Here is a 25571-nt window from a genome sequence, read left to right on the forward strand (position 1 = left end):
ACCCGTCGACCGCACCGGTCGCCGCCGGGTCAGCCCTCGACGTCCGCCCAGCCCAGCGTCCGCTCGACCGCCTCGTCCCACCGGTTGATCAACCGCTGACGTTCCTCCTCGGGCATCTGCGGCGTCCAGCGGCAGTCCTCCCTCCACAGCTCACGGAGCCGGTCGGGGGAGTCCCACTGACCCACCGCCAGCCCGGCGGCGAACGCGGCACCCAGTGCGGTGGTCTCGGTGACCTCCGGCCGGATCACGTCCACCCCGAGGATGTCGGCCTGGAACTGCATGAGGAAGTCGTTGACCACCATCCCACCGTCCACCCGCAGCGAATCGGCGGACTCCCCGGCGTCGGCGACCATCGCGGCGGCCATCTCGCGACTCTGGAAGGCCGTGGCCTCGAGCGCGGCCCGCGCCAGGTGCGCCCGGGTGTGGAAGCGGGTCAGGCCCACCATCACGCCGCGGGCGTCCGGCCGCCACCGCGGGGCGAGCAGCCCGGAGAACGCCGGCACCAGGTAGCAGTCGCCGTTGTCCTCCACTGACATCGCGAGGTCCTCGGTCTCGTCGGCGGTGGAGATCACCCCGAGGTTGTCGCGCAGCCACTGCACCAGCGACCCGGCAACCGCCACCGAGCCCTCCAGGGCGTACACGGGATCCGCATCGCCCAGTTGGTAGCACACGGTGGTGAGCAGACCGTTCTCGCTGAACTGCGGCGTCGTGCCCGTATTGAGCAGCAGGAACGCGCCCGTGCCGTAGGTGTTCTTGGCCTCGCCCGGCTCGAAGCAGGTCTGCCCGAACATCGCGGCCTGCTGGTCGCCGAGGATCCCGGCGATGGGCGTGCCGCCGAACATCCGCCGTGTCGTCACGTGCCCCAGCACGCCGGAGGAGGGGACGATCCGCGGCAGCATCGCCCGCGGGACGCCGACCTCACGGCACAGCTCGTCACCCCACTCCAGGGACCGCAGATCCATGAGCAGGGTCCGCGACGCGTTGGTGACATCCGTGACGTGGAGGGCCGCCTCGCCGTCGTCGCCACCCCGGCGCCCACCCGTGAGGTTCCACACCAACCACGAGTCGATGGTCCCCGCCAGCAGTTCCCCGGCCTCGGCCCGCTCGGTCCCGCGTTCGCCCCGCTCGTCCAGGTGCTCGAGGATCCACCGGATCTTGGGGCCGGCGAAGTACGTCGACAGGGGCAGGCCGGTGGCGGCGCGGAACCGGTCGTCGCCGTCCGGGTGGGCCTCGGACAGTCGTGCGCAGATGCCGGAGGTTCGGGTGTCCTGCCACACGATCGCGTTGTAGACCGGATCGCCGGTCTCCCGGTCCCACACCACCACCGTCTCGCGCTGATTGGTGATGCCGATGGCGGTCACCGCCGCCGGTTCGAGGTCCACGCTGCTCGCGACCTGGGCCATGGCGGCGCGGACGTTCTGCCAGATCTCCAGCGGGTCGTGCTCGACCCAGCCCGCCCTCGGCAGGATCTGCCGGTGCTCGACCTGCGCAGTCGCCGCGGGCACCGGCATGCCCCGGTCGTCGAAGAGGATCGCCCGTGTCGAGGTGGTGCCCTGGTCGATCGCGAGGATGTAGGAGCTGCGAGTCACACGGCCAAGACTACGTCCGCGTTCGCGTGGACACGTCCGCCTCGCGCGTAGAGTCGTCGGCAACGGGCCGGAACCCGCGCACGGCCCCGGAGGGAGCGCCCATGCCCACGACCAGGTCCCGATCCGTCCTCGGCCCCGACCGCCGCGCCGAGGCCTGGCGCAGACTGTCGGAGGACACCTTCGACATAGTGATCGTGGGCGGCGGTGTGGTGGGCACCGGCAGCGCGCTCGACGCGGCCACCAGGGGGCTGAACGTGGCGCTCGTCGAGGCCCGCGACTTCGCCGCCGGCACGTCCTCCCGCAGTTCGAAGATGTTCCACGGCGGGTTGCGCTACCTCGAGCAGCTCGATTTCGGCCTGGTGGCCGAAGCCCTCCACGAGCGCGAACTCAGCATGACGCGCCTGGCCCCGCACCTGGTCACGCCGCTGAAGTTCCTCTTCCCGCTCACCCGTCGGTTCTGGGAACGCCCCTATATGGCCGCGGGATTCGTGCTCTACGACGTGATGGGCGGCTCCAAGAGCGTCCCGCCGCAGAAGCACTACAGCCGCGCGGGAGCGCGCCGCGTGGCCCCGGGGCTGCGCGAGGACGCCGTCGTGGGCGGGATCCGTTACTGGGACACCCTCGTCGACGATGCCCGCCACACCCTCACCCTGGCGCGCACCGCCGCTCACCACGGGGCGGTCGTGGCCAACTCCACCCAGGTGATCGGCTACCTCCGCGACGGCGACCGGGTCACCGGGGTGCGGGTGCGTGACGCCGAGACCGGTCGCGAGACCGACGTCCGGGCCAGGGCCGTGCTCAACGCCGCCGGCGTGTGGACCGACCAGCTGCAGAAGATGCTCGGCGAGGAGGGCGGCTTCACCGTGCGGGCGTCCAAGGGCGTGCACATCGTGGTGGACCGCGACAAGGTGGACTCCGAGGCCGCGCTCATCCTGCGCACCGAGAAATCCGTGCTGTTCGTCATCCCGTGGGGCGAGTACTGGATCATCGGCACCACCGACACCGACTGGCAGCTCGACCTGGCCCACCCGGCGGCCACCGGCGCGGACATCGACTACATCCTCGGCCACGTCAACTCGGTGCTCACCACCCCGATCCGGCGCGAGGACGTCCGCGGCGTGTACGCCGGCCTGCGCCCGCTGCTCTCCGGCGGCGCCGACTCCACCGCCAAGCTCTCCCGCGAACACGCCGTGATGACCGTGGCCCCCGGCGCGGTGGTCGTGGCGGGCGGCAAGTACACGACCTACCGCGTGATGGCCGCCGACGCGGTGGACGCCGCCGTGGCGGAACTGGGGGAGCGGGCCGCCGAGGTGCCGCCGTCGACGACAGAGCGGATCCCGCTGCTGGGCGCCGACGGTTACCCCGGGATGGTCAACCGCGCCGACCGGATCGCCGACCAGTACGAGATCCGCGACGACCAGATGCAGCACCTGCTCGGGCGGTACGGAACGCTCGCCGAGTACGTCCTCGAGCTCGCCGCCGACCGGCCCGACCTCCTCGATCCCGTCGGGGGAGCCGAGCGCTACCTGCGTGTGGAGATCGTGCACGCCGCGCTCGCGGAGGCCGCCCTGCACCTCGAGGACGTCCTCGTGCGCCGCACCCGGATCTCCATGGAGTACCAGCACGGTGGCGTCGACTGCGCCCGGGAGGTCGCCGAGTTGATGGCGGGCGTTCTCGGCTGGGACGACGACCGCATCGCCAGGGAGGTGGAGCTGTTCGAGCGGCGGGTCGCCGCCGAGGAGGCGAGCCAGGTGGCGGAGTCCGACGACGAGGCGGACGGATTCCTCCGGCGTGTGCCCGAGGTCCGGGAGTTCCTCGCGGACGCGACCTTCGATCCCGCCAGCGCCCAGCCCGTGGTCGACAGCTCGACCGGCTGACCCGGCCCCGTACGGGCGGGCCGGCCGGGTGGCCCGGCCGCGGTTGGAGTGGCCCGGCCGCGTCCGCGCAGGCCGGCCGGGTGGCCCGCCCGCGGGTGGAGTGGCCCGGCCGCGTCCGGACTCCCTGACGACGAATCCGCCCCTCGCATCTCGACTCGCTCCCGGGGGCCGGGGCGGAGATCGAGATCCGAGGGGCGGATTCGAGTTCGACGCAGATGCGCCAGGGATTCGGCACGTGGTGGGCGCGAGAACGCCCACTACGTCACGAGGTCACTTGATCTCGCAGAGGACCGTTCCCTGGGTGACGGCGGCACCGGCGTCGACGGCGAGGTCGGTGATGACGCCGTCCTTGTGCGCGGTGACCGGGTTCTCCATCTTCATGGCCTCGAGCACGGCCACCAGGTCGCCGGCGGAGACCTCCTGGCCCTCCTCGACGGCGACCTTCACGACCGTGCCCTGCATCGGAGCCGACACGGCGTCACCGGACGCGGCCGCACCTGCGGCGCCGCCACGGGTGCGGGACTTGGCCTTGCGGCGGACCGTGCCGCCGGCATGGGAGCCGCCGAAGGCCAGGTCACCGGGCAGGGAGACCTCGACGCGACGTCCGTCCACCTCGACGACGACCTTCTTGCGCTCGACGGGCTCGTCGTCGTCGGCCGGCGCACCGGTGGGCGACCACGGCTCGATCGGGTTGTCCCACTCCTCCTCGATCCACTTGGTGTAGATGTCGAAGCTCTTGCCGTCACCGACGTATGCCGGGTTGGTGACGATGTGCTGGTGGAACGGCAGGACCGTGGCCATGCCCTCGATCTTGTACTCGGCCAGGGCGCGGGCCGAGCGGGCGAGTGCCTGGTCGCGGTCCTCGCCCCACACGATCAGCTTGGCGAGCATGGAGTCGAACTGGCCGCCGATCGTGTCACCCTGCTCGACGCCCGAGTCCATGCGCACGCCCGGGCCGGTGGGCTCGTGGTAACCGGTGATGGTGCCGGGGGCGGGCAGGAAGCCGCGACCCGCGTCCTCGCCGTTGATGCGGAACTCGAAGGCGTGGCCACGCGGGGCGGGGTCCTCGGTGAACTCGAGCACCTCGCCCTCGGCGATCTTGAACTGCTGCAGGACGAGGTCGATGCCCGCGGTCTCCTCGGTGACCGGGTGCTCCACCTGGAGGCGGGTGTTGACCTCGAGGAAGGAGATCGTGTCGCCCTGGACCATGTACTCGACGGTGCCGGCGCCGTAGTAGCCGGCCTCCTTGCAGATGGCCTTGGCGGAGTCGTGGATCCGCTTGCGCTGGTCGTCGGTGAGGAACGGCGCGGGGGCCTCCTCGACGAGCTTCTGGAAGCGGCGCTGCAGGGTGCAGTCGCGGGTGCCGGCGACGATGACGTTGCCGTGCTGGTCGGCGAGGACCTGGGCCTCGACGTGGCGGGCCTTGTCGAGGTACTGCTCGACGAAGCACTCGCCGCGGCCGAACGCGGCGACGGCCTCACGGGTGGCCGACTCGAAGAGCTCGGCGACCTCCTCCATCCTGTGGGCGACCTTCATGCCGCGACCGCCACCACCGAAGGCGGCCTTGATCGCGATGGGCAGGCCGTACTGCTCGGCGAACTTCACGACCTCGTCGGCTCCCGCGACGGGGTCCTTGGTACCGGCGGCCATCGGGGCGTTGGCCCGCTCGGCGATGTGGCGGGCGGTGACCTTGTCGCCGAGGTCCCGGATGGCCTGCGGCGGGGGGCCGATCCAGATCAGGCCGGCGTCGATGACGGCCTGCGCGAAGTCGGCGTTCTCGGAGAGGAAGCCGTAGCCGGGGTGGATGGCGTCGGCGCCGGACTTGGCGGCGGCGTCGAGGATCTTGTCGAAGACCAGGTACGACTCCGCGGAGGTGGTTCCTCCGAGAGCGAAGGCCTCGTCGGCCAGCTTGACGAACAGTGCGTCGGCGTCGGGCTCGGCGTATACGGCCACGCTGGCCAGGCCGGCGTCCTTCGCCGCACGGATCACACGGACGGCGATCTCGCCGCGGTTGGCGACGAGGACCTTGGTGATGTGAGAGCTGGCATGACTGGGCACTCAGGGCCTCCTGGAGGTAAACGTCTCTACTGTCGATCGGCCGTGGGGCCCACCGAGTTCTTCCGCAGTCTAATGAGAGGCCCCCCTCATGTGTGGTGTTGGGGGTCCAAGGGCTGGCCCGCGGGGGCGGGCCCGCGAGGCGTCGGGCGGCCTGACCTGCGAGGTTGTTGTGGCCGTCACGTCCCCGGGTGGGGAAACCCGGGTGGATTCACGTCCGGAGCTCGGGTCGCCAGACGCGGTGGGCGTTGATTCCGGCACCCTCGAGGAGTCGTCTCAGCAGAGGCAGGCTGAGCCCGATCACGCTCGACGGGTCGCCCTCGATCCGGTCGATGAACCAGCCGCCGAGTGACTCGATCGTGAACGCGCCCGCGCACTCGAGCGGCTCCCCCGTGCGCAGGTACACGTCGAGGTCGGCGTCGGAAGGTGCGCCGAAGTGCACGGTCGTGTCGGACGTGTCGGTCTCGGAGAAGGTGACGGCGAGGGGGTCGTCGCCGGTGAGATCGGCCACGATCAGCGCGTGGCCGGTGAGCAGGACCCCGTGACGCCCGCGCATCCTCCGCCAGCGCTCCATGGCGCGCTCGTAGGTGTGGGGTTTGCCCTCGAGGTGGCCGTCGACCAACAGCATCGAGTCGCACCCGACCACCACGAGTGTGTCGGCACCGGCCGACCTCGGCTCGGTCGCGAGAGACTCGCCCTCGCGCTGCAGGACGTCCTCCGCCTTGGCGCGGGCCAGTTCCTCCACGACCCGCACGTGCGGGGTCCCCGGCGGCAGGGCGGCCTGCAGGGCGTCCTCGTCGACCTGAGGGTGGCGGATGAGCGGGTCCACCCCCGCCTGCTCGAGGATCCGCAGTCGGGACGGGGAGGCGGAGGCGAGGACGAGCGCGATCATGGGCCTCAGCGTAGCCACCGGGTCAGGACCGCGGCAGCAGCATCGTGATGGTCAGCGTGGTGGGTTCGAGTGCCCGGACCCGGTGACGGAGCTTGGCGGTGAGGTGGAGGATCTCGCCGGTACGCAGTTCGAGTGTGCGGTCCGGCAGGCCGAACTCCACGCGTCCCCGCAGCAGCTGGATCAGGATGGGGTGGAACGCGGCGTGGTCGGGCATCTCCTGGCCCTCGTCGAACTCGAACGCGACGATCTTGGCGGTCTCGTCCCGGTGGACGACCGTGGCCCCGGGGCGGGTGGCGGACGGCGCCGCCCTCCCGATGACGTCGGTGTGGTGCGTGGCGGTGCCCTCGTCGGTGCCGGCGCGGCGGCCGTGATCGCGATCCTCGGCCGCGGGGTCGCGGGTGGGACCGCCGGATGCCCCGGCGTCCCGCCCGTCGGAGGTGGCTTCCTCGGACATCGACGATCCTCCTCGAGAACTGCCCGCCGACCGGTCCGGCGGCGGTCCCACCACCCTACTTGTCCGGCACAACGGCCCTGATCCGACGCAGCCGCCCCCGTGCCCGTACTCCGGAGTGTGCATCGGCATACGCGGGGGACGGGGACGGGGGCGGCTCGTGGTGTGGTCGGTCCTCTGCGCTCAGTACTGGCGGCGGTTGAGGAACGAGCTAGGGCTGTATCCGAACGGCGGACGCAGGCGGTCCTCGTAGGATCCCCAGTCGTCCCGGACGCCGGTTTCGTGGTCGCTCGCGTGCGCGGCGTTCCCCTGCGCGGTCGCGAAGACCGCGGACAGGATGCCCACCTCCGTGGGAGTGGGGTTGCCGCCCACGATCTCGAAGAACGGCTTCTCCGGCTGCCCGGCGGGGTCCTGCTGCTGCTCGCCGGTCACAGCGGGATGTTCCCGTGCTTCTTGGCCGGAACCTCGACGACCTTGCGGTCGAGCAGTCGCAGTGCCTGGGCGACCTGCAGACGGGTGTGCGAGGGCGGGATGACCGCGTCGACGTAGCCACGCTCGGCGGCGACGTACGGGTTGACGAGGGTGTCCTCGTACTCGGCCTGGAGCTTGAGCCGGAGGGCGTCGACGTCCTCGCCGTTGGCCGCGGCCTGCTTGAGCTGGTCGCGGTAGACGAAGCCGACGGCTCCCGAGGCGCCCATGACGGCGATCTCGGCGGTCGGCCACGCGAGGTTGATGTCGGCACCCATGTGCTTGGACCCCATGACGTCGTATGCGCCACCGTAGGCCTTGCGGGTGATGACGGTGACCTTGCCGACGGTGGCCTCGCCGTAGGCGTAGAGCAGCTTGGCGCCGCGGCGGATGATCCCGTCGAACTCCTGGCCGGTCCCGGGCAGGAAGCCCGGGACGTCGACCAGCGTGAGGATGGGGATGTTGAACGCGTCGCAGGTGCGGACGAAGCGTGCGGCCTTCTCGGAGGCCTTGATGTCCAGGCAGCCGGCGAACTGGGTGGGCTGGTTGGCCACCACGCCCACGCTGCGGCCCTCGATGCGGCCGTAGCCGACGATGACGTTCATCGCGTACTGGCCCTGGATCTCCAGGAACTCGCCGTCGTCGACGATGTGCGAGATGACCTCGTGCATGTCGTACGGGCTGTTGGAGGAGTCGGGGATGATCGTGTCGAGATCGTGGTCCTCGAGCGTGAGGTTGTCCTCGATCGCACCCTCGGCGATGGGGAACGGGAACCGCGGGGCCTCGGCACGGTTGTTGCTCGGGAGGTAGGAGAGCAGGTCCTTGACGAAGTCCAGGGCGTCCTGCTCGTCACTGGCGGTGTAGTGGGACACGCCCGACTTGGTCATGTGCGTGGTGGCGCCGCCGAGTTCCTCCTGCGAGACCTCCTCGCCGGTGACGGTCTTGATGACGTCGGGGCCCGTCACGAACATCTGCGACGTCTTGTCGACCATCACGGTGAAGTCGGTGAGGGCGGGGGAGTAGACGTGGCCGCCGGCCGACGGGCCCATGATCAGGGAGACCTGCGGGATGACACCCGAGGAGAGCACGTTGCGGTGGAAGATCTCGCCGTACAGGCCGAGCGAGACGACGCCCTCCTGGATCCGGGCGCCGGCGCCGTGGTTGATGCCGATCATCGGACGGCCGGTCTTGAGGGCCAGATCCATGACCTTGACGATCTTCTCGCCGTAGACCTCGCCCAGCGACCCGCCGAAGACGGTGGCGTCCTGCGAGAAGACGCAGACGCTCCGGCCGTCGATAGTGCCGTAGCCGGTGATGACACCGTCGCCCAGCGGCCGGCGCTCGGCGAGACCGAACGTCGTGGCCCGGTGGCGGGCCAGCGCGTCGATCTCGACGAACGAGCCCGGGTCGAGAAGGTTCTCGACGCGCTCGCGGGCCGTCATCAGGCCCTTGTCGTGGGTTTTGTCCACCGCGGCCTGCCCCATCGGGGCCCGGGCCTCGTCGAGGCGCCGACGCAGCTCGGACAGCTTCCCGGCGGTCGTGTGGATGTCGGGGGTCGCGGATGCCGTCGGTACGTCGTTAGACAGAGCCGAGTTCACGTCCGGTTCTGAGGCAGTCGTCATGTTGCAAGACTCTAACCAGTGACCCGCCTCCGTGGCGACGTGACCCGGCGTACATCCCCCGGCGGCGACCCCGACCGATGTCCGAGCGGCGACATACGCTGGGGGTCGTGCACGCAGATCCAGGTATCGAGACCCCGCCCAGGTTGGACGCCGACGCGCTCCGTCGCGCTCTGGTGGAGGGCCCGGACGCGCCGTACTCGTCTCTCGACGTCGTCGACGACATCGGTTCGACGAACGCCGAGTTGATCTCCCGCGCGGCCGGGGGTGCGCCGGACCGCAGCGTGTTGCTGGCCGAGCACCAGGCGTCCGGTCGCGGTCGCCTCGGTCGCGTGTGGACCGCCCCGCCGCGCACGCAGGTCGCCGTGAGCGTCCTGTTGCGCCCGGGGGCGATCTCGCCGACCCTCTTCGGGTGGTTGCCCCTCGTCACCGGCCTCGCGGTGAGGGACGGGCTGCGGGAGGCCGGTGGCGTCGACGCGACGCTCAAGTGGCCCAACGACGTCCTGGTGGACGGGCGCAAGATCGCCGGCATCCTCGCCGAGATGACGACCGTCCCGGGCGGCGGGGACTTCCCCGTCCGCCTACCGGCCGTCGTGGTGGGGGTCGGGATCAACGTCTCGCTCACCGGCGAGCAGTTGCCGGTGCCCCACGCCACCTCCCTCGTGCTCTCTGGCGGGTCCGACGACCGGGACAGTGTGGCCCTCGCCGTTCTCGAGGCGTTGGCCCTGCGTCAACGCCAGTGGCGCGAGTGCGAGCGCGGGAGCGGATCGACCGTCTCGGACCTGCTCATGGCGACCTACACCGAGGCCTGCTCCACCGTTGGCACCGAGGTGAGGGTCGAACTGCCGGGGGGCGTCATCAGGACCGGGCGCGCGGACAGGGTCGACCGCGACGGCCGCCTCGTCGTCGTCGACCCCGACGGTGAGTTCGCCGTCGCCGCCGGCGACGTCACCCACGTCCGTGGCGCCGGCGGTCGGTGGGGCGGCTGAGCCGTGGGTTTCATCCGATCGGTCCTTGCGCCGGGGGAGACGCTCATCGTCCACACCCACCCACACTGGCGCGCCCTCGTCCGCCCGGCCCTGGTCACGGTGGTCGGGGCCGGTCTCGCGGGGATCGCCGGCGGCTTCATCGAGGTTCAGGTGGTCCACGCCGGGGACCGTACGGCGACCTGGGCCATGGTCGCGGTGCTGTACGCCCTGGTCGTCCTCCGGTTCGGCCTCTGGCCCCTGACCCGGTGGGCACGGACCGACCTCGTGGTCACCGACGAGAGGGTGCTCTACCGGCCGGCCGGGTCCGCGCGGCGGTGCGTGGACGTGCCGCTGCGCAGGATCAGCGCCGTCAGGTTCCGCCACACCCTCACCGACCGCGCCCTGGGCACGGGATGCCTGATCCTCGAGCTCGGTCACCTGCCGCCGGTGGAGATCGACCACGTCCCGGAGGTCGCCCGCGTCCACGCCGCCGTCTACGACGAGCTCATGCGGCTGCCACCCCCGCCCCCGCCCGCTCCGGTCGCCGCGGCGCCACGGTTCCGCTGGGGGCTCCCGGGGCGGCGGTGACGACCTCGCCCCGCGTGAGACCATGGGCGACGTGAACGACGACTCGCGCATCCGCCGCAATCCCCTCGGCACGCCCGTCGTGGCGATGATCGGCGGGGGACAACTCGCCCGCATGACCCACCAGGCGGCCGTCGCCCTCGGCCAGACGCTCCGCGTGCTCGCCGCCGACCCGCAGGACCCGGCCGCCCAGGTCACGCCGGATGTGGTGATCGGCGCGCACGATGATCCCGACGCCGTCCGCGCCGCCGCGGAGGGCGCCGACGTCATGACCTTCGACCACGAGCACGTGCCCCCGCAGATCCTGCTCGAGCTGGAATCCGCCGGGGTCGCCGTGCGTCCCCGTGCATCTGCGCTCATCCACGCCCAGGACAAGTTGGTCATGCGGCGCGCGCTCGCGGAGATCGGCGCCCCTGTCCCGCCGTTCACGGGCGTGGACTCGCTCGACGACGTCCGACGTTTCCACGACGAACAGGACGGGAACATCGTCCTCAAGGCCGCGCGGGGCGGGTACGACGGTCGGGGCGTCTGGATGCCGGGCTCGCTGGAGGAAGCCGAGCGGATCGCCGACGAGCAGCTCGCCGCCGGGGTGCCGATGATGGCCGAGGGCCGCGTCCCGTGGACCCGGGAGCTGTCCGCGATGGTGGCCCGGTCCCCGTTCGGGCAGGGGGCGGTGTGGCCGGTCGTCGAGACCGTCCAGCGTGACGGGATCTGCTCGGTGGCGATCGCGCCCGCCCCCGGGCTGCCCGACGACCTGCGCTCGGCCGTGCAGGCCACCGCGTTGCGATTGGCCGAGCACCTCGACGTGACCGGCGTGATGGCCGTGGAGCTGTTCGAGGTGATCGGCTCGGACGGTCGCCCGGGAGTACTGGTCAACGAGCTCGCGATGCGACCCCACAACTCCGGCCACTGGACGATGGACGGGGCCACCACCAGCCAGTTCGAGCAGCACCTGCGGGCGGTACTCGACTACCCGCTCGGCTCCACCGTCCCGACCGCGCCCCTCACCGTGATGGCCAACGTCCTCGGCGCTCCCGAGACGCCGGAGATGAGCATGGACGAGCGCGTCCACCACCTCGCCGCGCGGTTCCCGCACGCGAAGGTGCACCTCTACGGCAAGTCGGAGCGGCACGGCCGCAAGATCGGCCACGTCAACGTCCTGGCCGACCCGGGTGTCGACCCGGACGACGCGGACCAGGTGGCCTCCGTCCGCGCGGTCGCGGAACTCGCGGCCCACTGGCTCTCCCACGCGCAGTGGGCCGACGGCTGGGACCCCCACACGGGGGCTGCCGTCGGGGACTTCGAACGCTGAGTGCACCACCGCGACGTTGAGCGCACCACACCGAGGAAAGGCGACGAGATGACCGAGCGACAGGACGGGCCGCAGGTCGGTCTGATCATGGGCAGCGACTCCGACTGGCCCACCATGGAGGCCGCGGCGGAGGCGCTCGCCGAGTTCGGGATCACCTTCGAGGTCGGGGTGGTCTCGGCACACCGCACCCCGCAGAAGATGCTCGACTACGCCCGCTCGGCGGCCGGCCGGGGCGTCCGCGTGGTGATCGCGGGTGCGGGCGGCGCCGCGCACCTCCCGGGGATGGTCGCCTCGGCCACGCCGCTGCCGGTCATCGGTGTCCCCGTGCCGCTCAAGCACCTGGACGGCATGGATTCCCTGCTGTCGATCGTGCAGATGCCCGCCGGTGTCCCGGTGGCCACCGTGTCGATCGGCGGGGCGCGGAACGCGGGTCTGCTCGCGGTGCGGATCCTCGCCGCTTCCGACCCCGCCCTGCGCGAACGAATGGAGGCGTTCCAGGCCGAGCTGGAGGCGATGGTCGAGCGCAAGGACGAGGCCCTGCGCCGCCAACTGCTCGGCTGATCGCCATCGCGGGGGCGCGGCGGGGCCGACGGCGCCGACGGGGACCGACTTCCGACTGGTAATTTGAAGGGCCGGACGCGGCCTCGCGTCTCCCGCGGCGATACTGGCGGCCGACGAGCGTCAGTGGCCCCTCCGCGAGAACCTGGCCGGCGCCCGCCGCGCGATCAGCACCGACGAATCCCTCATGGAGGCCCGCATATGTCCGGTAACCCCGACTTCGACCTGTACCGCCCGGCGGAGGAGCACGAAGAGCTCCGGGCCGCGATCCGAGCCCTGTCGGAGAAGGAGATCGAGCCCCACGCCGCGGCCGTCGACGAGGACGAGCGGTTCCCCCAGGAGGCCCTCGACGCGCTCAACGCCTCGGGTTTCAACGCGGTCCACGTGCCGGAGGAGTACGGCGGGCAGGGTGCGGACTCCGTGGCGGCGTGCATCGTGATCGAGGAGGTCGCCCGCGTCTGTGGGTCGTCCTCGCTGATCCCCGCCGTCAACAAGCTCGGCACCATGGGCCTGATCCTGGCCGGTGGGGAGGATCTCAAGCAGAAGGTCCTTCCCGAGATCGCCGAGGGCAAGATGGCCTCCTACGCGCTGTCCGAGCGCGAGGCCGGCTCCGACGCGGCAGCCATGCGCACCCGCGCCCGCCAGGACGGCGACGACTGGATCCTCAACGGCAGCAAGGCGTGGATCACCAACGGCGGCAAGTCGACCTGGTACACCGTCATGGCCGTGACGGACCCCGAGAAGGGTGCCGGCGGGATCTCCGCGTTCATGGTCCACGCCGACGACGAGGGCTTCGGCGTGTCCAAGACCGAGAAGAAGCTCGGCATCAAGGGTTCGCCCACCGCGGAGCTGTACTTCGAGAACGTCCGCATCCCGGGCGACCGGATCATCGGCGCGCCGGGCACCGGCTTCAAGACCGCCCTGCAGACCCTCGATCACACCCGCCCGACCATCGGCGCGCAGGCCGTCGGTATCGCGCAGGGCGCCCTGGACGCGGCGATCGCCTACACCAAGGAGCGCAAGCAGTTCGGCCGCGCGATCTCGGACTTCCAGAACACTCAGTTCATGCTGGCCGACATGGCGATGAAGGTGCAGGCCTCGCGCCTGATGGTGTACACGGCCGCCGCCAACGCCGAGCGCGGCTCCGCGCCCGGTGGCGAGAAGCTGGGCTTCATGGCCGCCGCCTCCAAGACCTTCGCCTCGGATGTCGCGATGGAGGTCACCACCAACGTCGTGCAGCTGTTCGGCGGCGCCGGGTACACGCGTGACTTCCCGGTCGAGCGCATGATGCGCGACGCCAAGATCACCCAGATCTACGAGGGCACCAACCAGATTAACCGCATGGTCATGGCTCGCCAGCTCCTCGCCTGATGCCCGGGGCGCCGGCCCGCTGACCGGTACACCCTCTACGAATCCGCTACTCCGATTCCGAATCTGCTACCCGCATCAGGGGAGCGGATCCGGAATCGGAGTAGCGGATTTTCGCGTCGCTGGGGCGCTGGCGCGCTGGGGCGCGGCGTCGCTGGGGCGCGTGTCGCGGGCGCCGGGCGATCAGAGGGTGAGCGTGGTGCGTTCGGTGGCCGCCACGTCGGCGACCGCGGGATCGTCCGCGTCTGCTCCCGTGACGAGCACCGCCGTGCCACCGGAGGCGAACACCCGGGCCAGGACCTGCACCACGTCGTCGCGACCGGAGCCCGCCACGAGGGCGCGGCCCGCCAGGGCGGGATCGGCCAGCTCGGACAGCGGAGCGCCGTCGAGGGCGAGCGGACCCCCGCCGGAGGGCACGAACGCGTCCGGGTGGATGCGGCAGGCCTCGGCGAGGTCGGTGACGCCCGCGGGCACCTCGACGCCGGCGGCCGCCAGCGGGCGGCCCATCGGGTCGGTGGTCATGAGGAGGGTCTCGATGTCGGTGGGGTGGCGGTCGAGGCGGTCGGGGACGGTGACGACGGCGACGGCGTCGTCCGCGGCCCCTGTGCTCACCTCGGCGCCCGCCCACCAGGCGCCGAGGAGGACGCCCGCGGTGAGCCAGTGCGCGGGCAGGTCGCACACGATCACGTCGCCCGGCACCACCCCGAGTTCGTCGCGCAGGAGTCCGGCGATCTTCGCGGCCCAGTTGGCGGTGGAGGTGACAGACAGTTCCACTCGTGACGGGGCGGCCTGGTTGTAGTGGGTGACCATGGGGGTTCCCGGGTCGAGTGCGAGGAGCGGCTGCAGGACGGTGTCGGCGGCGGTGGTCACTCTGGGCCTCCCGGGTGGTGGTCGGTCAGTGGGCGCAGTCAGTCGGTGGGCGCAGTCGGTCAGTTGACGCAGGGCACGTCCGAGCCGGCGTCGAAGGTCGGGCGATCCGCGATGGACGGCGGCAGCGGCGCATAGGAGGAGGTGGTGGGGGAGTAGGACTCGGTGCCGGCGGCGTCGCCGGTGGGGCCACTGTAGTCCTCTGCCAGCACGACGCGGACGGAGCCGTCGGGCAGCGCGGGGTCGACCTGCACGGGCAGGCCGCCGAGGGCCTCCGACACGGCGAAGGCGGCGTCATCGTCGGCGGAGGCTGCGGCGACGTGCGAGGTGTACGCGGCGGCCGGGTCGGTGAGCAGGTCGCCTGCGGTGTAGCCGAGTTCGGTGAGGGCTCCGGAGACCTGCGCGGCCAGACCGTCGATCGCGGTGGTGTTGACCACGGAGACCGTCACCTCGGCGGGGTCCGGTCCCGGCGCGTCGGTGGGGGTCTGCTCCGGATCGGTGGTGGCGTCGGCGTCCGCTTCCCGATCCTCGGTGCTGGCGAAACCGGCCACGAACTCCGACACCTCGGCGGGGTCGGCGGTGACGATGGACTCGCCCCACTCGGTGAACGAGTCGATGCTGGTGACCGGGATGGTCTCGAATCGGACTTTGCCGCCGCTGATGTCCTGGAGCTTCATGGCGAAGTCGACGAAGTCCCAGTTCTCGTCGATGACGAAGGACCGCTTGGCGGCGTCGACCAGCGCACCGAGTTTCGAGGGGTCGGCCAGGGTGCCGGCGGAGAGGATCTTCTTGACCAGCTGGGACATGAACACCTGCTGACGGACGATCCGGTCGAGGTCGCCCGCGGGCAGGTCATGGCGTTGGCGCACGAAGCTCAGGGCGTCCGATCCGGAGACCGTCTGGACGCCGGCACGGAAGTTCGCGCCCGACAGCGGCTCGTCGACCGGCTCGTTGAGGCAGACGGGGACGCCGCCGACTGCGTCGGTGAGCAGCACGAACCCCAGGAGGCCGATCTCGGCGTAGTGGTCGGCCTGGACGCCGGTGAGATCCTCGACGGCGCCGATGAGGCCGTTGCGCCCGGCCTTGACCGCGGCGCGCTGGTCCTCCTCGGTCAGTTCACCGTCCGGGTCGGACGCGACGGCACGCTCGAGATGGGCCTCCTTGTTCGCGGCGTAGACGCCGTTGATCTTGCTCCCGCCGACCGAGCTGGTCTCCACGTAGACGTCGCGGGGGATGGAGATCGCGGTGGCGGAACTGCCGTCCTCGGGGATCCTGATGAGCAGGATCGTGTCGGTGTTCTCGCCCTCCTCCTCGCCGGTCCGGATCGTGGCCAGTTCCTCTTGGCTGAGGGGGTTGCCCTGCGCGTCGGTCCGGTTGTCCGTGCCCACCAGAAGGATGTCGACGGCGCCGTCGAGGCCACCGTCACCCACGTCGAGACCGCCGGCGGAGGTCAGGTCCGAGCTGAGTCCGTTGAACAGGGTCCACCCGACGCCGGTGACCAGGAGACACAGGGCGGAGACGAGGGCGGCCACGACGCGACCGACCCGGTACGCGACCGGGCGGGCCGGGGTGGCGTGACGCCGTCTCCGTGCCCGGCCGGAGGCACGACGGGGAGTCGCTGGCAGCTCGGCGCTCATCCACCGTCCTTGTCGTCGAGTAGGGCCGCTCGAGGCCGCCGATGATGATCAACGGTACCGCGCCGCGCGCCGGGCGTCGGAATCCGTGGGGTGCGTCGTAGGGTGTTTCGCGTGACGACCCGACTACCCGTCGTGACGGTGACGTACTCGCCGGGCGACCACCTCCGCAGCTTCGTCGAGACCCTCCCCGCGGCCACGACCCGGCAGGTCGGCCTGGTGATGGCGGACAACGGGTCGACGGACGGGGTGCCGGAGGCGGTCGCGGCGGAGTACGGGTTCGCCGAGTTCTTCCCCACGGGCGACAACCTGGGGTACGGCACCGCCATCAACCGGGCGGTGACGCAGATCGCTGGCCGGCCGGAGGATTTCGACCAGGAGTTCGTCCTGGTGGTCAACCCGGACGTGACCTTCGAACCCGGGTCGGTGGACGAGCTCCTCGCCGCCGCCGCACGCTGGCCGCGGGCCGCCGCGTTCGGCCCGCGGATCTCCGAGACCGACGGGTCCGTGTACCCGTCCGCCCGGGCGGTGCCACGTCTGGGCGCGGGGATCGGCCACGCCCTGCTCGGCCAGGTGTGGCCGCGGAACCCGTGGACGGCGGGGTACCTCGACGACGCGGACATGGAGACCGAGCGGGCCGCCGGGTGGCTGTCGGGTTCGTGCCTGCTGCTGCGCCGGGCGGCGTTCGATGCCCTGGGCGGGTTCGACGAGCGGTATTTCATGTACCTCGAGGACATCGACCTGGGCGACCGTCTCGGCAGGGCCGGGTGGCAGAACGTCTACGTGCCCGCCGCCGTCATCCACCACGACCAGGGTCACGCTGCGAACGCGGTGCCGGAGTTCACCCTCCGGGCGCACCACCGCAGCGCGTACCTGTTCCAGGCGGACAGGCACCCACACGCCTGGCAGGCACCGATACGCTGGGCGCTCAGAGCGGGCCTGGAGTTGCGGTGTCGCCTGGCGATCCGGTCCGCCCGGCGCGCCGCGGGCTGAGCCCGACACCCCGGAACCGAGACCCATCCACCGGCCACCGGAGCGGGGCGAGCGCGCCCCCGCCCGCGGCCCTTTCGACAGCAGGAGCCTTCACCGTGACCTCGACGACCCCCGGGAGTGCCACCGCCGACGACGACCTGATCGCGGACACCGAGGCGGTGGTGCTGGTCGGCGGCAAGGGCACCCGATTGCGGCCCCTGACGATCTCGGCGCCCAAGCCGATGCTGCCCACCGCGGGCCTGCCCTTCCTGACCCACCTGCTCTCCCGGATCCGGGCGGCCGGCATCCGGCGCGTCGTGCTGGGGACCTCCTTCAAGGCCGAGGTCTTCGAGGAGTACTTCGGCGACGGGTCGGCCCTGGACCTGGACATCTCCTACGTCGTGGAGACCGAACCCCTGGGCACCGGCGGCGGCATCCGCAACGTCCTGTCCGAGCTCACCGCCTCGACGGTCATGGTGTTCAACGGCGACGTCCTCGGCGGGACCGACCTGCGGGAGATCCTCGCCCTGCACCGCGAGAAGAACGCCGACCTGACGATGCACCTGGTCCGCGTCTCCGATCCGCGCGCGTTCGGCTGCGTCACCACCGACGACGACGGGCGCGTCCAGGACTTCCTGGAGAAGACCCAGGATCCGCCGACCGACCAGATCAACGCCGGCTGCTACGTGTTCCGCCGTGAGCTCATCGAGCAGATCCCCGAGGGCCAGCCGGTGTCGGTCGAGCGTGAGACCTTCCCCCAGTTGCTCAGTGAGGGCCGGCGCGTCTACGGGTTCGTCGACTCCGCCTACTGGCGGGACATGGGCACGCCGGAGGACTTCGTGCGCGGCTCGGCGGACCTGGTCCGCGGCATCGCCCCGTCGCCGGCGCTCGACGGCCACGCGGGGGAGTCCCTGGTCCACGAGGGTGCCGGGATCGGGGCGGGCGCCGTCCTGGTCGGCGGGACCGTCGTGGGGCGCGGCGCGGAGATCGGGGCCGGGGCCAGACTGGACGGCGCGGTCGTCTTCGACGGTGCCCGCATCGAGGCCGGGGCGACGGTCGAGCGTTCGATCGTCGGATTCGGCGCGAGAATTGGCCACCGGGCGCTCATCCGGGACGGCGTGATCGGTGACGGCGCCGACATCGGTGCCCGCTGCGAGCTCCTGCGCGGTGCCCGCGTGTGGCCGGGGGTGCAGATCCCCGACGGCGGGATCCGCTACTCCACCGACATGTAGGCCCGGCCGGCCTTCGCCACCCATCCGATGTCTCGCCACCCATCGGATCCGGCAGGTGGCGCGACATCGGATAGGTGTCGCTCATGGCCGCTACCGAGACTCACTCGACCGTCAGGTAGGCGTCGCCTGCCGGCCGCGGCTCCCGTGGCGGGACCGTCTCGGCGGGCACGCCCACCGCGACCGCACCGAGCGGCCGCCACGAGCCCGGCAGTCCGAGCTCGCGGCGGGTGGTGTCGGCGGCGAAGATCGTCGACCCCACCCAGCACGAGCCCAGGCCGCGCGCGGCGAGCGCCACCAGCAGCGACTGCACCGCGGCACCTCCGGCGACGGTGAACATGGTCTCCTCGCAGGCGGCGCGGCGGGCGTCCGGGTAGTCGTGTGCTCCGGCGTCGTCGTCGACGAACGGCAGGATCAGCTCGGGGCAGGTGCGCAGCAGGTCGCCGCGCCCGAGTCGACGGGCCAGGATCTCGCCGGTGTGCCCGTCGGCGCGCAGGTCGCGTTCCCAGTCCGCGCGCAGGGCGTCCAGCAGCCGCATGCGCGCGCGGCCCGCGACGCGCACGAACCGGACGGGCGTGGAGTGGTGCGGTGCGGGGGCGGTGAGCGCATCCGCCACGGCGCCGGCCAACAGGTCCGCGTCGACGGACTCGTCGGAGAACCGTCGCACCGAGCGACGGGCGGGAACGGCCTCCCGCCGCCCCAGCGCCACCGCTTCGGCGGTGCCCAACCGGAACAGGTCCGAGGACCCGTCCCTGACCAGGTCACGGGCCCGCCGGGGGACGTCCACCTCGTCGTCGTCGTTGTTGGTGTCGTCGTCGTCGCCGTTGTCGTGACCGTCGTCCAGCAGCAGGTGCCCGATCCCGCGCACCACGGCCACGGGCCGCGCCCCCAGCTTGCCCTTGACCAGGTCCGCCGCTGACGCGATCTCGTCGGCCACGGCGACGTCGGTCACCAACAGTTCGTTGCCCTGGCGGTCCACGGCGCCGTCGTACCCCACCGACACCCGCAGTCCGGCGGCGCCGATGGCCATGTCGATCTGGCCGGTGCGCCAGGCCCGCCCCATCGTGTCGGTGACGACGACGGCGACGCGCGCGCCGGTGAGGCGTCGGAGTTCGCGGGCGAGCGCGGCGGCGGAGGCGTCAGGATCCTCGGGGAGCAGCGCGAGCTCGCGGGCCTCGACGTTGGAGCCGTCGACCCCGGCGGCGGCCTGGACGATCCCCAGCCGGTTCTCCGTGATGAGCGTGCGGTTGACGCGCGCGACCACGCGGACCGACTCGGCGTCCACGAGCCGCCGGCGCAGGGCGTCGCGCTCGTCCGGGTCGGTGGGGGCGGGAACGATCCGCCCCTCGGTCTTGGACAGCACCTTGGAGGTCAGCACCACCACGTCGCCGTCGACGAGGCCGTGCCGGTCGGCGGTGAGCGCGTCGGCGAGGGCGCGCGCGAGGTCGTCACCGGGCCGGAACTCGGGCAGGCCGTCGGGTGCCCACATGACGACGTCCGCGGGCGCGGCGTGTTCGACGGTCCAGCGGCGGATCTCGGGGAGCGCGCCGTCGGTCATCGGTCGGTCCGGGCGGGGACCTCGAGGCCGGCCAGGTCGATCGCGGCGGCGACCATGTCCGCGGTGGCGTCGGGGTCGGTCATGAGCAGCGGGACCTCCCGGATCGCGACGCCGTCGACCGCGCCGGAGCCGTCGGCGGGCGCGTCGCCCGGGGCCACGAGCCAGCCGTCGAGCAGGCCGGTGCCGGAGCGGGCGCCGTAGTGGCGCGCCACGGCCGTCGCGGAGGTCTCGACTCCGATCGCCGTGAGGCACGTGTCGGCCATGCCGCGCAGCACCGCCCCGCCGATCACCGGGCTGATGCCCACCACGGGGGCGGGGGTGGACCGCAGCGCGGCGCGGATCCCGGGCACCGCGAGGATCGCGCCGACGGAGACCACGGGGTTGGAGGGGGCGACGACGACGAGGTCGGCCGTCTCGATCGCCTCGAGCGTCTCCGGGGTCGGCGTGGCGGCATCGGCGCCGACCTGCACGAAGCCGGAAGGCGTCAGTTGCGCCCGGTGCTTGACCCACCACTCCTGGAAGTGGATCGCCCGCGGGCCGGGGGCGTCCGCGTCAGGGCCGTCGCCGGGGGTCGCCGCGTCGCCCGCGCCGGTCCCGTCGTCGGCCGTGCCGCCGGTCACGACCACGTGCGTCTCGCAGCGGTCGTCGGTCACGGGCAGCAGGCGTACGCCGGGGGACCAGCGGGTCGACAGCGCCTCGGTGACGTGGGTGAGCCGGTAGCCGGCGTCGAGCATCTGCGTGCGCACCAGGTGGGTGGCCAGATCCTTGTCACCCAGCCCGAACCAGTCGGGCTGCACGCCGTATGCCGCGAGTTCGTCCCGGCAGTTCCACGTCTCCCCGGCGTGGCCCCAGCCGCGCTCGGGGTCGATGCCGCCGCCGAGGGTGTACATGCAGGTGTCGAGGTCGGGGCAGATGCGGACCCCGTGCATCCAGGCGTCGTCGCCGACGTTGACCACCGCGTCGATACGATGCGGCGAACCCGCTCGGGCGGACTCGGCGTCCAGTCCGAGTAGTCGGCGGGCGCCGAGCAGGAAACGGGCGCCACCGACGCCGCCGGCCAGAACACAGATCTTCACACGGACGAGAGTAGTGACGGTGCGTGCGACGCCGCGCCGGTGGGCCGGACAGGCCCGGCCCGGGAGGGTGGCGGGCGCGCCGGGGACGTGTCCCACGCCACAATCGGGGCGGCGTGTCACCGGCCGCGGCGGGTGGGGAAAATGGTAGGTATCCCCGATTTCGCTTGACCTACGCGGCTTGCATGTGTGTAATCACAGGTGTGTCATTCCCTGGTGGGTGACGGTAAACATCGCACAGACATCAGACAATCCGCGATCCGGCAGGGCTCCCTCGGCCGTGTCGGCGACGGGCACTCAGACGCGGACCATCGCGCACGAACATGCAACACGAAGGGATGACCGTGGATCGACAGTCACGCACCATCGCGGGACCCGAGCTGGCCCTGGTCGACCTCGGTGTCTCCGGCCTGTTCGTCGAGGACGAGCAGGAGAGCTGGCAGGAACGGGCTCTGTGCGCGCAGACCGATCCCGAGGCGTTCTTCCCGGAGAAGGGCGGGTCGACCCGCGAGGCCAAGAAGATCTGCACCGGCTGCGAGGTCAAGGCCGAGTGCCTCGAGTACGCGCTGGCCAATGACGAGCGCTTCGGCATCTGGGGCGGGCTGTCCGAGCGTGAGCGGCGGCGCATCAAGCGCGACGCCGTCATGTGAGCCGCGTGCGGGTCATCCCAGCCCGTCACCCGGCCCCGTCTTCCGGCGCCACCTCCCACCCCTGACCGCCCCGTACCGGGCGGTCAGTTCTCGTCGGGGCCGGCCTCGACCTCGTCGGGGGAGAGTTCCAAGTGCTGGGAGACCAGTTCGACCAGCACGGAGTAGATGAGGTCCCGCAGGTCATCGCTGTCCGGCGCGCGCCGGGACAGGGGCTTGCGGAACAACACCAGCCGCGCCCGGGTCGGCTGCCCCGAGCGGTCGACGCCCGCTGGCACCAGGCGGGCGAGCGGGACGTCGCCGTCGGCCACGACCTCCTCGGGCCACGTCTCGCCGGGACGCAGTCGCATGCGGGGCACCATGTCGACCGCGAGGTCCAGATGCACCAGTCGGGAGTGCCAGTGCTGGTCGATCTCCGCGAACGCCTCGAGCGCGGCGGCGTCGAACTCGGCCGACCGGCTGCGCCACCTCGGCACCTCCGGGGGCAGGATCGGGCCGCGGGGGCCGTGCCCGCGTCGGTCCGCCCGCCGGGAGGTGACCACACGCGGGCCGCGACGCCCCGGGTCCCCGGGGAAATCTCGGACCGAGATCCGGCTGCCGGCGCACACGTCGCTCTGGCCGGCACCGGGGATCGCGGTGCCGGTGGGCGGTCGGCCGGGTACCGGGGCGGTGGGGGTCATGGCGCGAGGATAACCCCGCTCGTGGCGGGTGCGTCGAACCGGCGTGGGCGGGTCGCGGCCCCTCCGCCCCGGGTGCGGGACTACCCTGGGGCCTCGTGAGTGAGAACCGTCGTTGCTGCCGTCCGGGATGTCCCAACCGCGCGGTCGCCACGCTCACCTACGTCTACGCCGACTCGACGGCCGTCATCGGCCCGCTGCCCGCGGTCCGCGAGCCGCACGCCTGGGATCTCTGCGCGGCCCACGCACTGCGCATCACCGCCCCCCGGGGCTGGGACCTGGTGCGCCACCCGGACATCGACACCTCGGCCGAGGACTCGGACCTCACGGCGTTGCTCGACGCGGTCACCGGCGGCCCGGTCGGCGGGCGCAGGACCGGCGCCGCACTGGTCGACGCCGATCGCCTGCGTCGTCTGGGTGTCTCCGATCCCGGGCCGGTCCTCGACGACGCACGGAGCCGCACGGAGGAAGGGTCCGGCCCCGCCACCGGCCCCTCCGGCGCGACCGGACGTCCCCACCTGCGGGTCGTGCCGGACATGGCCACCGCACCCGACACCGGTACCGGCGGGTCCGGCGACGGCCGACCGGAGCCGGGCCCCGCCCCCCGCTGAGCCGCGGCCCGCGAGGTCGGTCCGCCGCCAGTACGGCGCGGGTAGTGTCAGGCAGAACACCGACCGACCCGTCTCACACCCCTGGAGCAACACGTGGCACGTAGCGCCGAGTCCGTCCGAGCAGTCATCAAGGCGTACGACGTCCGTGGTGTCGTCGGCGAACAGATCGATGAGGACTTCGTCCGCGAGGTCGGGGCGTCGTTCGCCCGCCTCATGCGTTCGGAGGGTGCCCGCACCGTGGTGATCGGCCACGACATGCGGGACTCGTCCCCGGGCCTGTCCGCCGCCTTCGCCGACGGGGTGACCGCCCAGGGACTGGACGTGGTGACCATCGGCCTGGCCTCCACCGACCAGCTCTACTTCGCCTCCGGTTCACTCGACTGCCCCGGTGCCATGTTCACCGCCAGTCACAACCCCGCCGCCTACAACGGCATCAAACTGTGCCGCCCCGGCGCCAAGCCGGTCGGGCAGGAGTCCGGCCTGCGGACCATCGCGGACGAGGTCATCGAGGGGGTCCCCGCTCACGACGGCGAGGCCGGCACCGTCACCGAGCGGGACGTCCTGGACGGTTACGGCGAGTACCTGCGCGGACTGGTCGACCTGTCGGGCATCCGCCCGCTCACGGTGGCGGTGGACGCCGGCAACGGGATGGGTGGCCACACCGTGCCCGCCGTCCTGGGCGGGTTGCCGCTCGAGATCGTGCCGCTGTACTTCGAGCTCGACGGCAACTTCCCCAACCACGAGGCGAACCCGCTGGAACCGGCCAACATCGTCGACCTGCAGGCCCTCGTCAGGGAGAGCGGGGCCGACATCGGCCTGGCGTTCGACGGCGACGCCGACCGCTGCTTCGTGGTGGACGAGCGCGGCGAGCCGGTCGCGCCGTCGGCCATCACCGCCCTCGTCGCCGAGCGTGAGCTGGCCAAGGACCCGGGCGCCTCGATCATCTACAACCTCATCACCTCCCGGGCCGTCCCCGAGCTCGTCGAGGAGAAGGGCGGCGTCGCCGTCCGTACCCGGGTCGGGCACAGCTTCATCAAGGCGCAGATGGCCGACACCGGTGCCGTCTTCGGAGGGGAGCACTCGGCGCACTACTACTTCCGCGATTTCTGGGGCGCCGACTCGGGCATGCTCGCCGCGATGCACGTCCTGGCGGCGCTGGGCGGGCAGGACGGGACCCTGTCGGCGCTCATGGCCGAGTACACCCGGTACGCCGCCTCCGGCGAGATCAACTCCACTCTCGACTCCGCCGAGGCCCAGACCGAACGGATGGAGGAGGTCGTCACCGCGTTCTCGAAGCGCGCCGAGTCCATCGACCGGCTCGACGGCGTGACGGTGGACCTCGGCGACGGATCGTGGTTCAACCTGCGCGCCTCCAACACCGAGCCGCTGCTGCGTCTCAACGCCGAGGCGCCTACCAGGGAGGACGTCGCCGCCGTCGTCGACGAGGTCCTCGCGATCGTCCGTGCCTGACCTGACCAGCGACACCGGGGCCGGTCGGGTCGACCTCGACGACCCCGGGGCGTTGCGCGCCGCCGACGCCACGGGTGCGCTGCTCCACGCGTCGATGGCGGGAGCCCAGTTGCGCACCGTGGCCACCGCGGCGGGCGGTGGCGCGCTGGACTCGCTCGACCGATTCCGTCCGAGGGCGGTGGTCTGGGTGTCCGGGCGGTCGGACCGTGCGCGCCACGCGGCCGGCGTGGTGGCCGCACTGGCGGAGATCGGCGGCGGCCCCGCCGTCCCCCCGCTGGTGCTCGCGCGCACCCTGCCCGCGTGGGTCGGCGCTCTCGACGTGGTCCTCGTCTCCGGGGACGACGCCGGCGACCCTCGACTGGTGACCGCGATCGACTCCGCCGCCGGCCGCGGCGCGACCGTCATCGTGGACGTACCCCGGGAGGGCCCGGTCGCCGAGTCCGGCCGCGGCCGGGCCACGTGGCTCGAACCGCTCCCGTACGTGCCGCCCCACCGTGGTGTGCTGCGCCACCTGGCGGCCGGGATGGCCGTGCTCGCCGCGCTGGGCGCCCGGGGCCTGGACGTGGCCGCCGCGGCCGACGCCGTCGACATCGAACTCGAGGGGCTCGGCCCGGAACTGGCCACCCCGGTCAACCCGGCGAAGCTGCTCGCGACATCGGTGGCGGGCCGTGATCCTCTCGTGTGGATCCACTCGGACCCGGTGTCCGCGGCCTACTGTGACCGCGCGGTCGCCGCGTTCTGCGACGCCGGCAGGGTCACGGCCGCGTCCTCGGTCCCCGACGCGGTGCGTGCGCACGCCGAACGAGCCCAGGGTCGTCCGCCGACGGATCCGCTGGCGAGCCTGTTCCACGACGAGGAGTTGGACGGACCACGCGACGATCTGCCCGTCAGGTACGTCGGTATGGTGTTGGGCGCGGACGAGGAGATCGTCCGGCTGGCCGCGGGCCCGCTCGCGGATGTCGAGTGGATCACCGATCGCGGTCGGGACACGGCCGGCGACGCCCCGGCCCCGTTGAGCGGAAAGGTGGCAGCGCTCATGGCCCGCACGGAACTGGCCGCCGCCTACCTCCTCGTCGGAGGTCTGTAGGTCC

Annotated in this window: 23 protein-coding genes; 12 read left to right on the forward strand and 11 right to left on the reverse strand. The window is 72.0% G+C overall.

The window, feature by feature from the left end; all coding sequences use genetic code 11:
* Positions 1–29: 29 nt before the first annotated feature.
* On the reverse strand, positions 30–1589 hold the full coding sequence (gene glpK / locus OVA21_RS03050) for a glycerol kinase GlpK (protein WP_163376647.1): 1560 nt from the start codon (positions 1587–1589) through the stop codon (positions 30–32).
* 101 nt (positions 1590–1690) lie between these two features.
* On the opposite strand from glpK, the gene OVA21_RS03055 reads away from it, so the two are divergent.
* Positions 1691–3466 carry a glycerol-3-phosphate dehydrogenase/oxidase gene (locus tag OVA21_RS03055; RefSeq protein WP_268091742.1) on the forward strand — a complete coding sequence of 592 codons (1776 nt, stop codon included), beginning with the start codon at positions 1691–1693 and terminating at the stop codon, positions 3464–3466.
* A gap of 270 nt (positions 3467–3736) precedes the next feature.
* Here OVA21_RS03055 and OVA21_RS03060 read toward each other — a convergent pair whose 3' ends face one another.
* From OVA21_RS03060 to OVA21_RS03080, 5 genes are all read right to left on the reverse strand, one after another.
* On the reverse strand, positions 3737–5524 hold the full coding sequence (locus OVA21_RS03060) for an acetyl/propionyl/methylcrotonyl-CoA carboxylase subunit alpha (protein WP_067712221.1): 1788 nt from the start codon (positions 5522–5524) through the stop codon (positions 3737–3739).
* 208 nt (positions 5525–5732) lie between these two features.
* The gene (locus tag OVA21_RS03065) at positions 5733–6413 is read right to left on the reverse strand and encodes a Maf family protein (protein WP_069389751.1); all 681 of its coding nucleotides are present in this window, start codon (positions 6411–6413) and stop codon (positions 5733–5735) included.
* Between the two features lie 22 nt (positions 6414–6435).
* Entirely contained in the window at positions 6436–6867 is a 432-nt protein-coding gene (locus tag OVA21_RS03070; protein WP_268091743.1) for a cupin domain-containing protein, read from the reverse strand.
* A 180-nt stretch (positions 6868–7047) separates the two neighbouring features.
* Positions 7048–7296 carry an acyl-CoA carboxylase subunit epsilon gene (locus OVA21_RS03075; RefSeq protein WP_069389749.1) on the reverse strand — a complete coding sequence of 83 codons (249 nt, stop codon included), beginning with the start codon at positions 7294–7296 and terminating at the stop codon, positions 7048–7050.
* Positions 7293–8954 carry an acyl-CoA carboxylase subunit beta gene (locus tag OVA21_RS03080; RefSeq protein ID WP_069389748.1) on the reverse strand — a complete coding sequence of 554 codons (1662 nt, stop codon included), beginning with the start codon at positions 8952–8954 and terminating at the stop codon, positions 7293–7295. The genes OVA21_RS03075 and OVA21_RS03080 overlap by 4 nt, the downstream gene beginning before the upstream one ends.
* A 77-nt stretch (positions 8955–9031) precedes the next feature.
* Here OVA21_RS03080 and OVA21_RS03085 point away from each other — a divergent pair, with 77 nt between their 5' ends.
* The 5 genes from OVA21_RS03085 to OVA21_RS03105 all read left to right on the forward strand — a co-directional run bounded on the left by OVA21_RS03085 (position 9032) and on the right by OVA21_RS03105 (position 13745).
* Positions 9032–9940 carry a biotin--[acetyl-CoA-carboxylase] ligase gene (locus OVA21_RS03085; RefSeq protein WP_069389747.1) on the forward strand — a complete coding sequence of 303 codons (909 nt, stop codon included), beginning with the start codon at positions 9032–9034 and terminating at the stop codon, positions 9938–9940.
* Positions 9941–9943: 3 nt separating this feature from the next.
* Positions 9944–10507, forward strand: coding sequence for a PH domain-containing protein (locus OVA21_RS03090; RefSeq protein ID WP_067712239.1), 564 nt, complete (start codon positions 9944–9946; stop codon positions 10505–10507).
* Between the two features lie 22 nt (positions 10508–10529).
* A complete protein-coding gene (locus OVA21_RS03095; RefSeq protein ID WP_069389746.1) occupies positions 10530–11816 on the forward strand; it encodes a 5-(carboxyamino)imidazole ribonucleotide synthase in 1287 nt (428 codons plus the stop codon).
* Positions 11817–11864: 48 nt separating this feature from the next.
* On the forward strand, positions 11865–12377 hold the full coding sequence (purE, locus tag OVA21_RS03100) for a 5-(carboxyamino)imidazole ribonucleotide mutase (RefSeq protein ID WP_069389745.1): 513 nt from the start codon (positions 11865–11867) through the stop codon (positions 12375–12377).
* Positions 12378–12575: 198 nt separating this feature from the next.
* Positions 12576–13745, forward strand: coding sequence for an acyl-CoA dehydrogenase family protein (locus OVA21_RS03105; protein WP_268091744.1), 1170 nt, complete (start codon positions 12576–12578; stop codon positions 13743–13745).
* Positions 13746–13925: 180 nt separating this feature from the next.
* Here the strand turns inward: OVA21_RS03105 and OVA21_RS03110 are convergent, their stop codons facing one another.
* Positions 13926–14612, reverse strand: a complete 687-nt coding sequence (locus OVA21_RS03110; RefSeq protein WP_268091745.1) for a TIGR03089 family protein — start codon at positions 14610–14612, stop codon at positions 13926–13928.
* Positions 14613–14671: 59 nt separating this feature from the next.
* The gene (locus OVA21_RS03115) at positions 14672–16246 is read right to left on the reverse strand and encodes an LCP family protein (protein ID WP_268091746.1); all 1575 of its coding nucleotides are present in this window, start codon (positions 16244–16246) and stop codon (positions 14672–14674) included.
* A 111-nt stretch (positions 16247–16357) separates the two neighbouring features.
* Here OVA21_RS03115 and OVA21_RS03120 point away from each other — a divergent pair, with 111 nt between their 5' ends.
* Both OVA21_RS03120 and OVA21_RS03125 read left to right on the forward strand, forming a co-directional pair.
* The gene (locus OVA21_RS03120; protein ID WP_268091747.1) at positions 16358–17236 is read left to right on the forward strand and encodes a glycosyltransferase family 2 protein; all 879 of its coding nucleotides are present in this window, start codon (positions 16358–16360) and stop codon (positions 17234–17236) included.
* 95 nt (positions 17237–17331) lie between these two features.
* On the forward strand, positions 17332–18447 hold the full coding sequence (locus tag OVA21_RS03125; protein ID WP_227022368.1) for a sugar phosphate nucleotidyltransferase: 1116 nt from the start codon (positions 17332–17334) through the stop codon (positions 18445–18447).
* 100 nt (positions 18448–18547) lie between these two features.
* Here the strand turns inward: OVA21_RS03125 and OVA21_RS03130 are convergent, their stop codons facing one another.
* Positions 18548–20002, reverse strand: coding sequence for a coenzyme F420-0:L-glutamate ligase (locus OVA21_RS03130; RefSeq protein WP_256819903.1), 1455 nt, complete (start codon positions 20000–20002; stop codon positions 18548–18550).
* Positions 19999–21078 (reverse strand): 2-phospho-L-lactate transferase CofD family protein, encoded by a 1080-nt coding sequence (locus OVA21_RS03135; protein WP_067712261.1) that lies wholly within the window; start codon positions 21076–21078, stop codon positions 19999–20001. Before OVA21_RS03135 ends, OVA21_RS03130 begins: the two co-directional genes overlap by 4 nt.
* 335 nt (positions 21079–21413) lie before the next feature.
* Between OVA21_RS03135 and OVA21_RS03140 the strand changes: the two genes are divergently transcribed.
* Positions 21414–21725 (forward strand): WhiB family transcriptional regulator, encoded by a 312-nt coding sequence (locus OVA21_RS03140; protein WP_120286168.1) that lies wholly within the window; start codon positions 21414–21416, stop codon positions 21723–21725.
* Between the two features lie 83 nt (positions 21726–21808).
* Here the strand turns inward: OVA21_RS03140 and OVA21_RS03145 are convergent, their stop codons facing one another.
* A complete protein-coding gene (locus OVA21_RS03145; RefSeq protein ID WP_307872458.1) occupies positions 21809–22330 on the reverse strand; it encodes a metallopeptidase family protein in 522 nt (173 codons plus the stop codon).
* A 167-nt stretch (positions 22331–22497) separates the two neighbouring features.
* Here OVA21_RS03145 and OVA21_RS03150 point away from each other — a divergent pair, with 167 nt between their 5' ends.
* From OVA21_RS03150 to OVA21_RS03160, 3 genes are all read left to right on the forward strand, one after another.
* Complete coding sequence (locus OVA21_RS03150; RefSeq protein WP_069389313.1) at positions 22498–23010, forward strand: DUF3499 domain-containing protein; 513 nt, start codon at positions 22498–22500, stop codon at positions 23008–23010.
* A 93-nt stretch (positions 23011–23103) separates the two neighbouring features.
* A complete protein-coding gene (locus tag OVA21_RS03155) occupies positions 23104–24480 on the forward strand; it encodes a phosphomannomutase/phosphoglucomutase (protein ID WP_069389314.1) in 1377 nt (458 codons plus the stop codon).
* Positions 24473–25567 (forward strand): hypothetical protein, encoded by a 1095-nt coding sequence (locus OVA21_RS03160; RefSeq protein ID WP_120286166.1) that lies wholly within the window; start codon positions 24473–24475, stop codon positions 25565–25567. Before OVA21_RS03155 ends, OVA21_RS03160 begins: the two co-directional genes overlap by 8 nt.
* Positions 25568–25571 lie beyond the last annotated feature (4 nt).

It is taken from the genome of Dietzia sp. SL131 (assembly GCF_026672565.1).
Classification (GTDB): Bacteria; Actinomycetota; Actinomycetes; order Mycobacteriales; family Mycobacteriaceae; genus Dietzia; species Dietzia kunjamensis.

What these genes read in the sequence shown, in the direction of transcription:
- OVA21_RS03065 (WP_069389751.1), bottom strand. Translation starts at nt 6,413, where the DNA reads ATGATCGCGCTCGTCCTCGCCTCCGCCTCCCCGTCCCGACTGCGGATC.
- OVA21_RS03070 (WP_268091743.1), bottom strand. Translation starts at nt 6,867, where the DNA reads ATGTCCGAGGAAGCCACCTCCGACGGGCGGGACGCCGGGGCATCCGGC.
- OVA21_RS03130 (WP_256819903.1), bottom strand. Translation starts at nt 20,002, where the DNA reads ATGACCGACGGCGCGCTCCCCGAGATCCGCCGCTGGACCGTCGAACAC.
- OVA21_RS03095 (WP_069389746.1), top strand. Translation starts at nt 10,530, where the DNA reads ATGGGCGACGTGAACGACGACTCGCGCATCCGCCGCAATCCCCTCGGC.
- OVA21_RS03140 (WP_120286168.1), top strand. Translation starts at nt 21,414, where the DNA reads ATGACCGTGGATCGACAGTCACGCACCATCGCGGGACCCGAGCTGGCC.
- OVA21_RS03115 (WP_268091746.1), bottom strand. Translation starts at nt 16,246, where the DNA reads ATGAGCGCCGAGCTGCCAGCGACTCCCCGTCGTGCCTCCGGCCGGGCA.
- OVA21_RS03080 (WP_069389748.1), bottom strand. Translation starts at nt 8,954, where the DNA reads ATGACGACTGCCTCAGAACCGGACGTGAACTCGGCTCTGTCTAACGAC.
- OVA21_RS03105 (WP_268091744.1), top strand. Translation starts at nt 12,576, where the DNA reads ATGTCCGGTAACCCCGACTTCGACCTGTACCGCCCGGCGGAGGAGCAC.
- OVA21_RS03055 (WP_268091742.1), top strand. Translation starts at nt 1,691, where the DNA reads ATGCCCACGACCAGGTCCCGATCCGTCCTCGGCCCCGACCGCCGCGCC.
- OVA21_RS03085 (WP_069389747.1), top strand. Translation starts at nt 9,032, where the DNA reads ATGTCCGAGCGGCGACATACGCTGGGGGTCGTGCACGCAGATCCAGGT.
- purE (WP_069389745.1), top strand. Translation starts at nt 11,865, where the DNA reads ATGACCGAGCGACAGGACGGGCCGCAGGTCGGTCTGATCATGGGCAGC.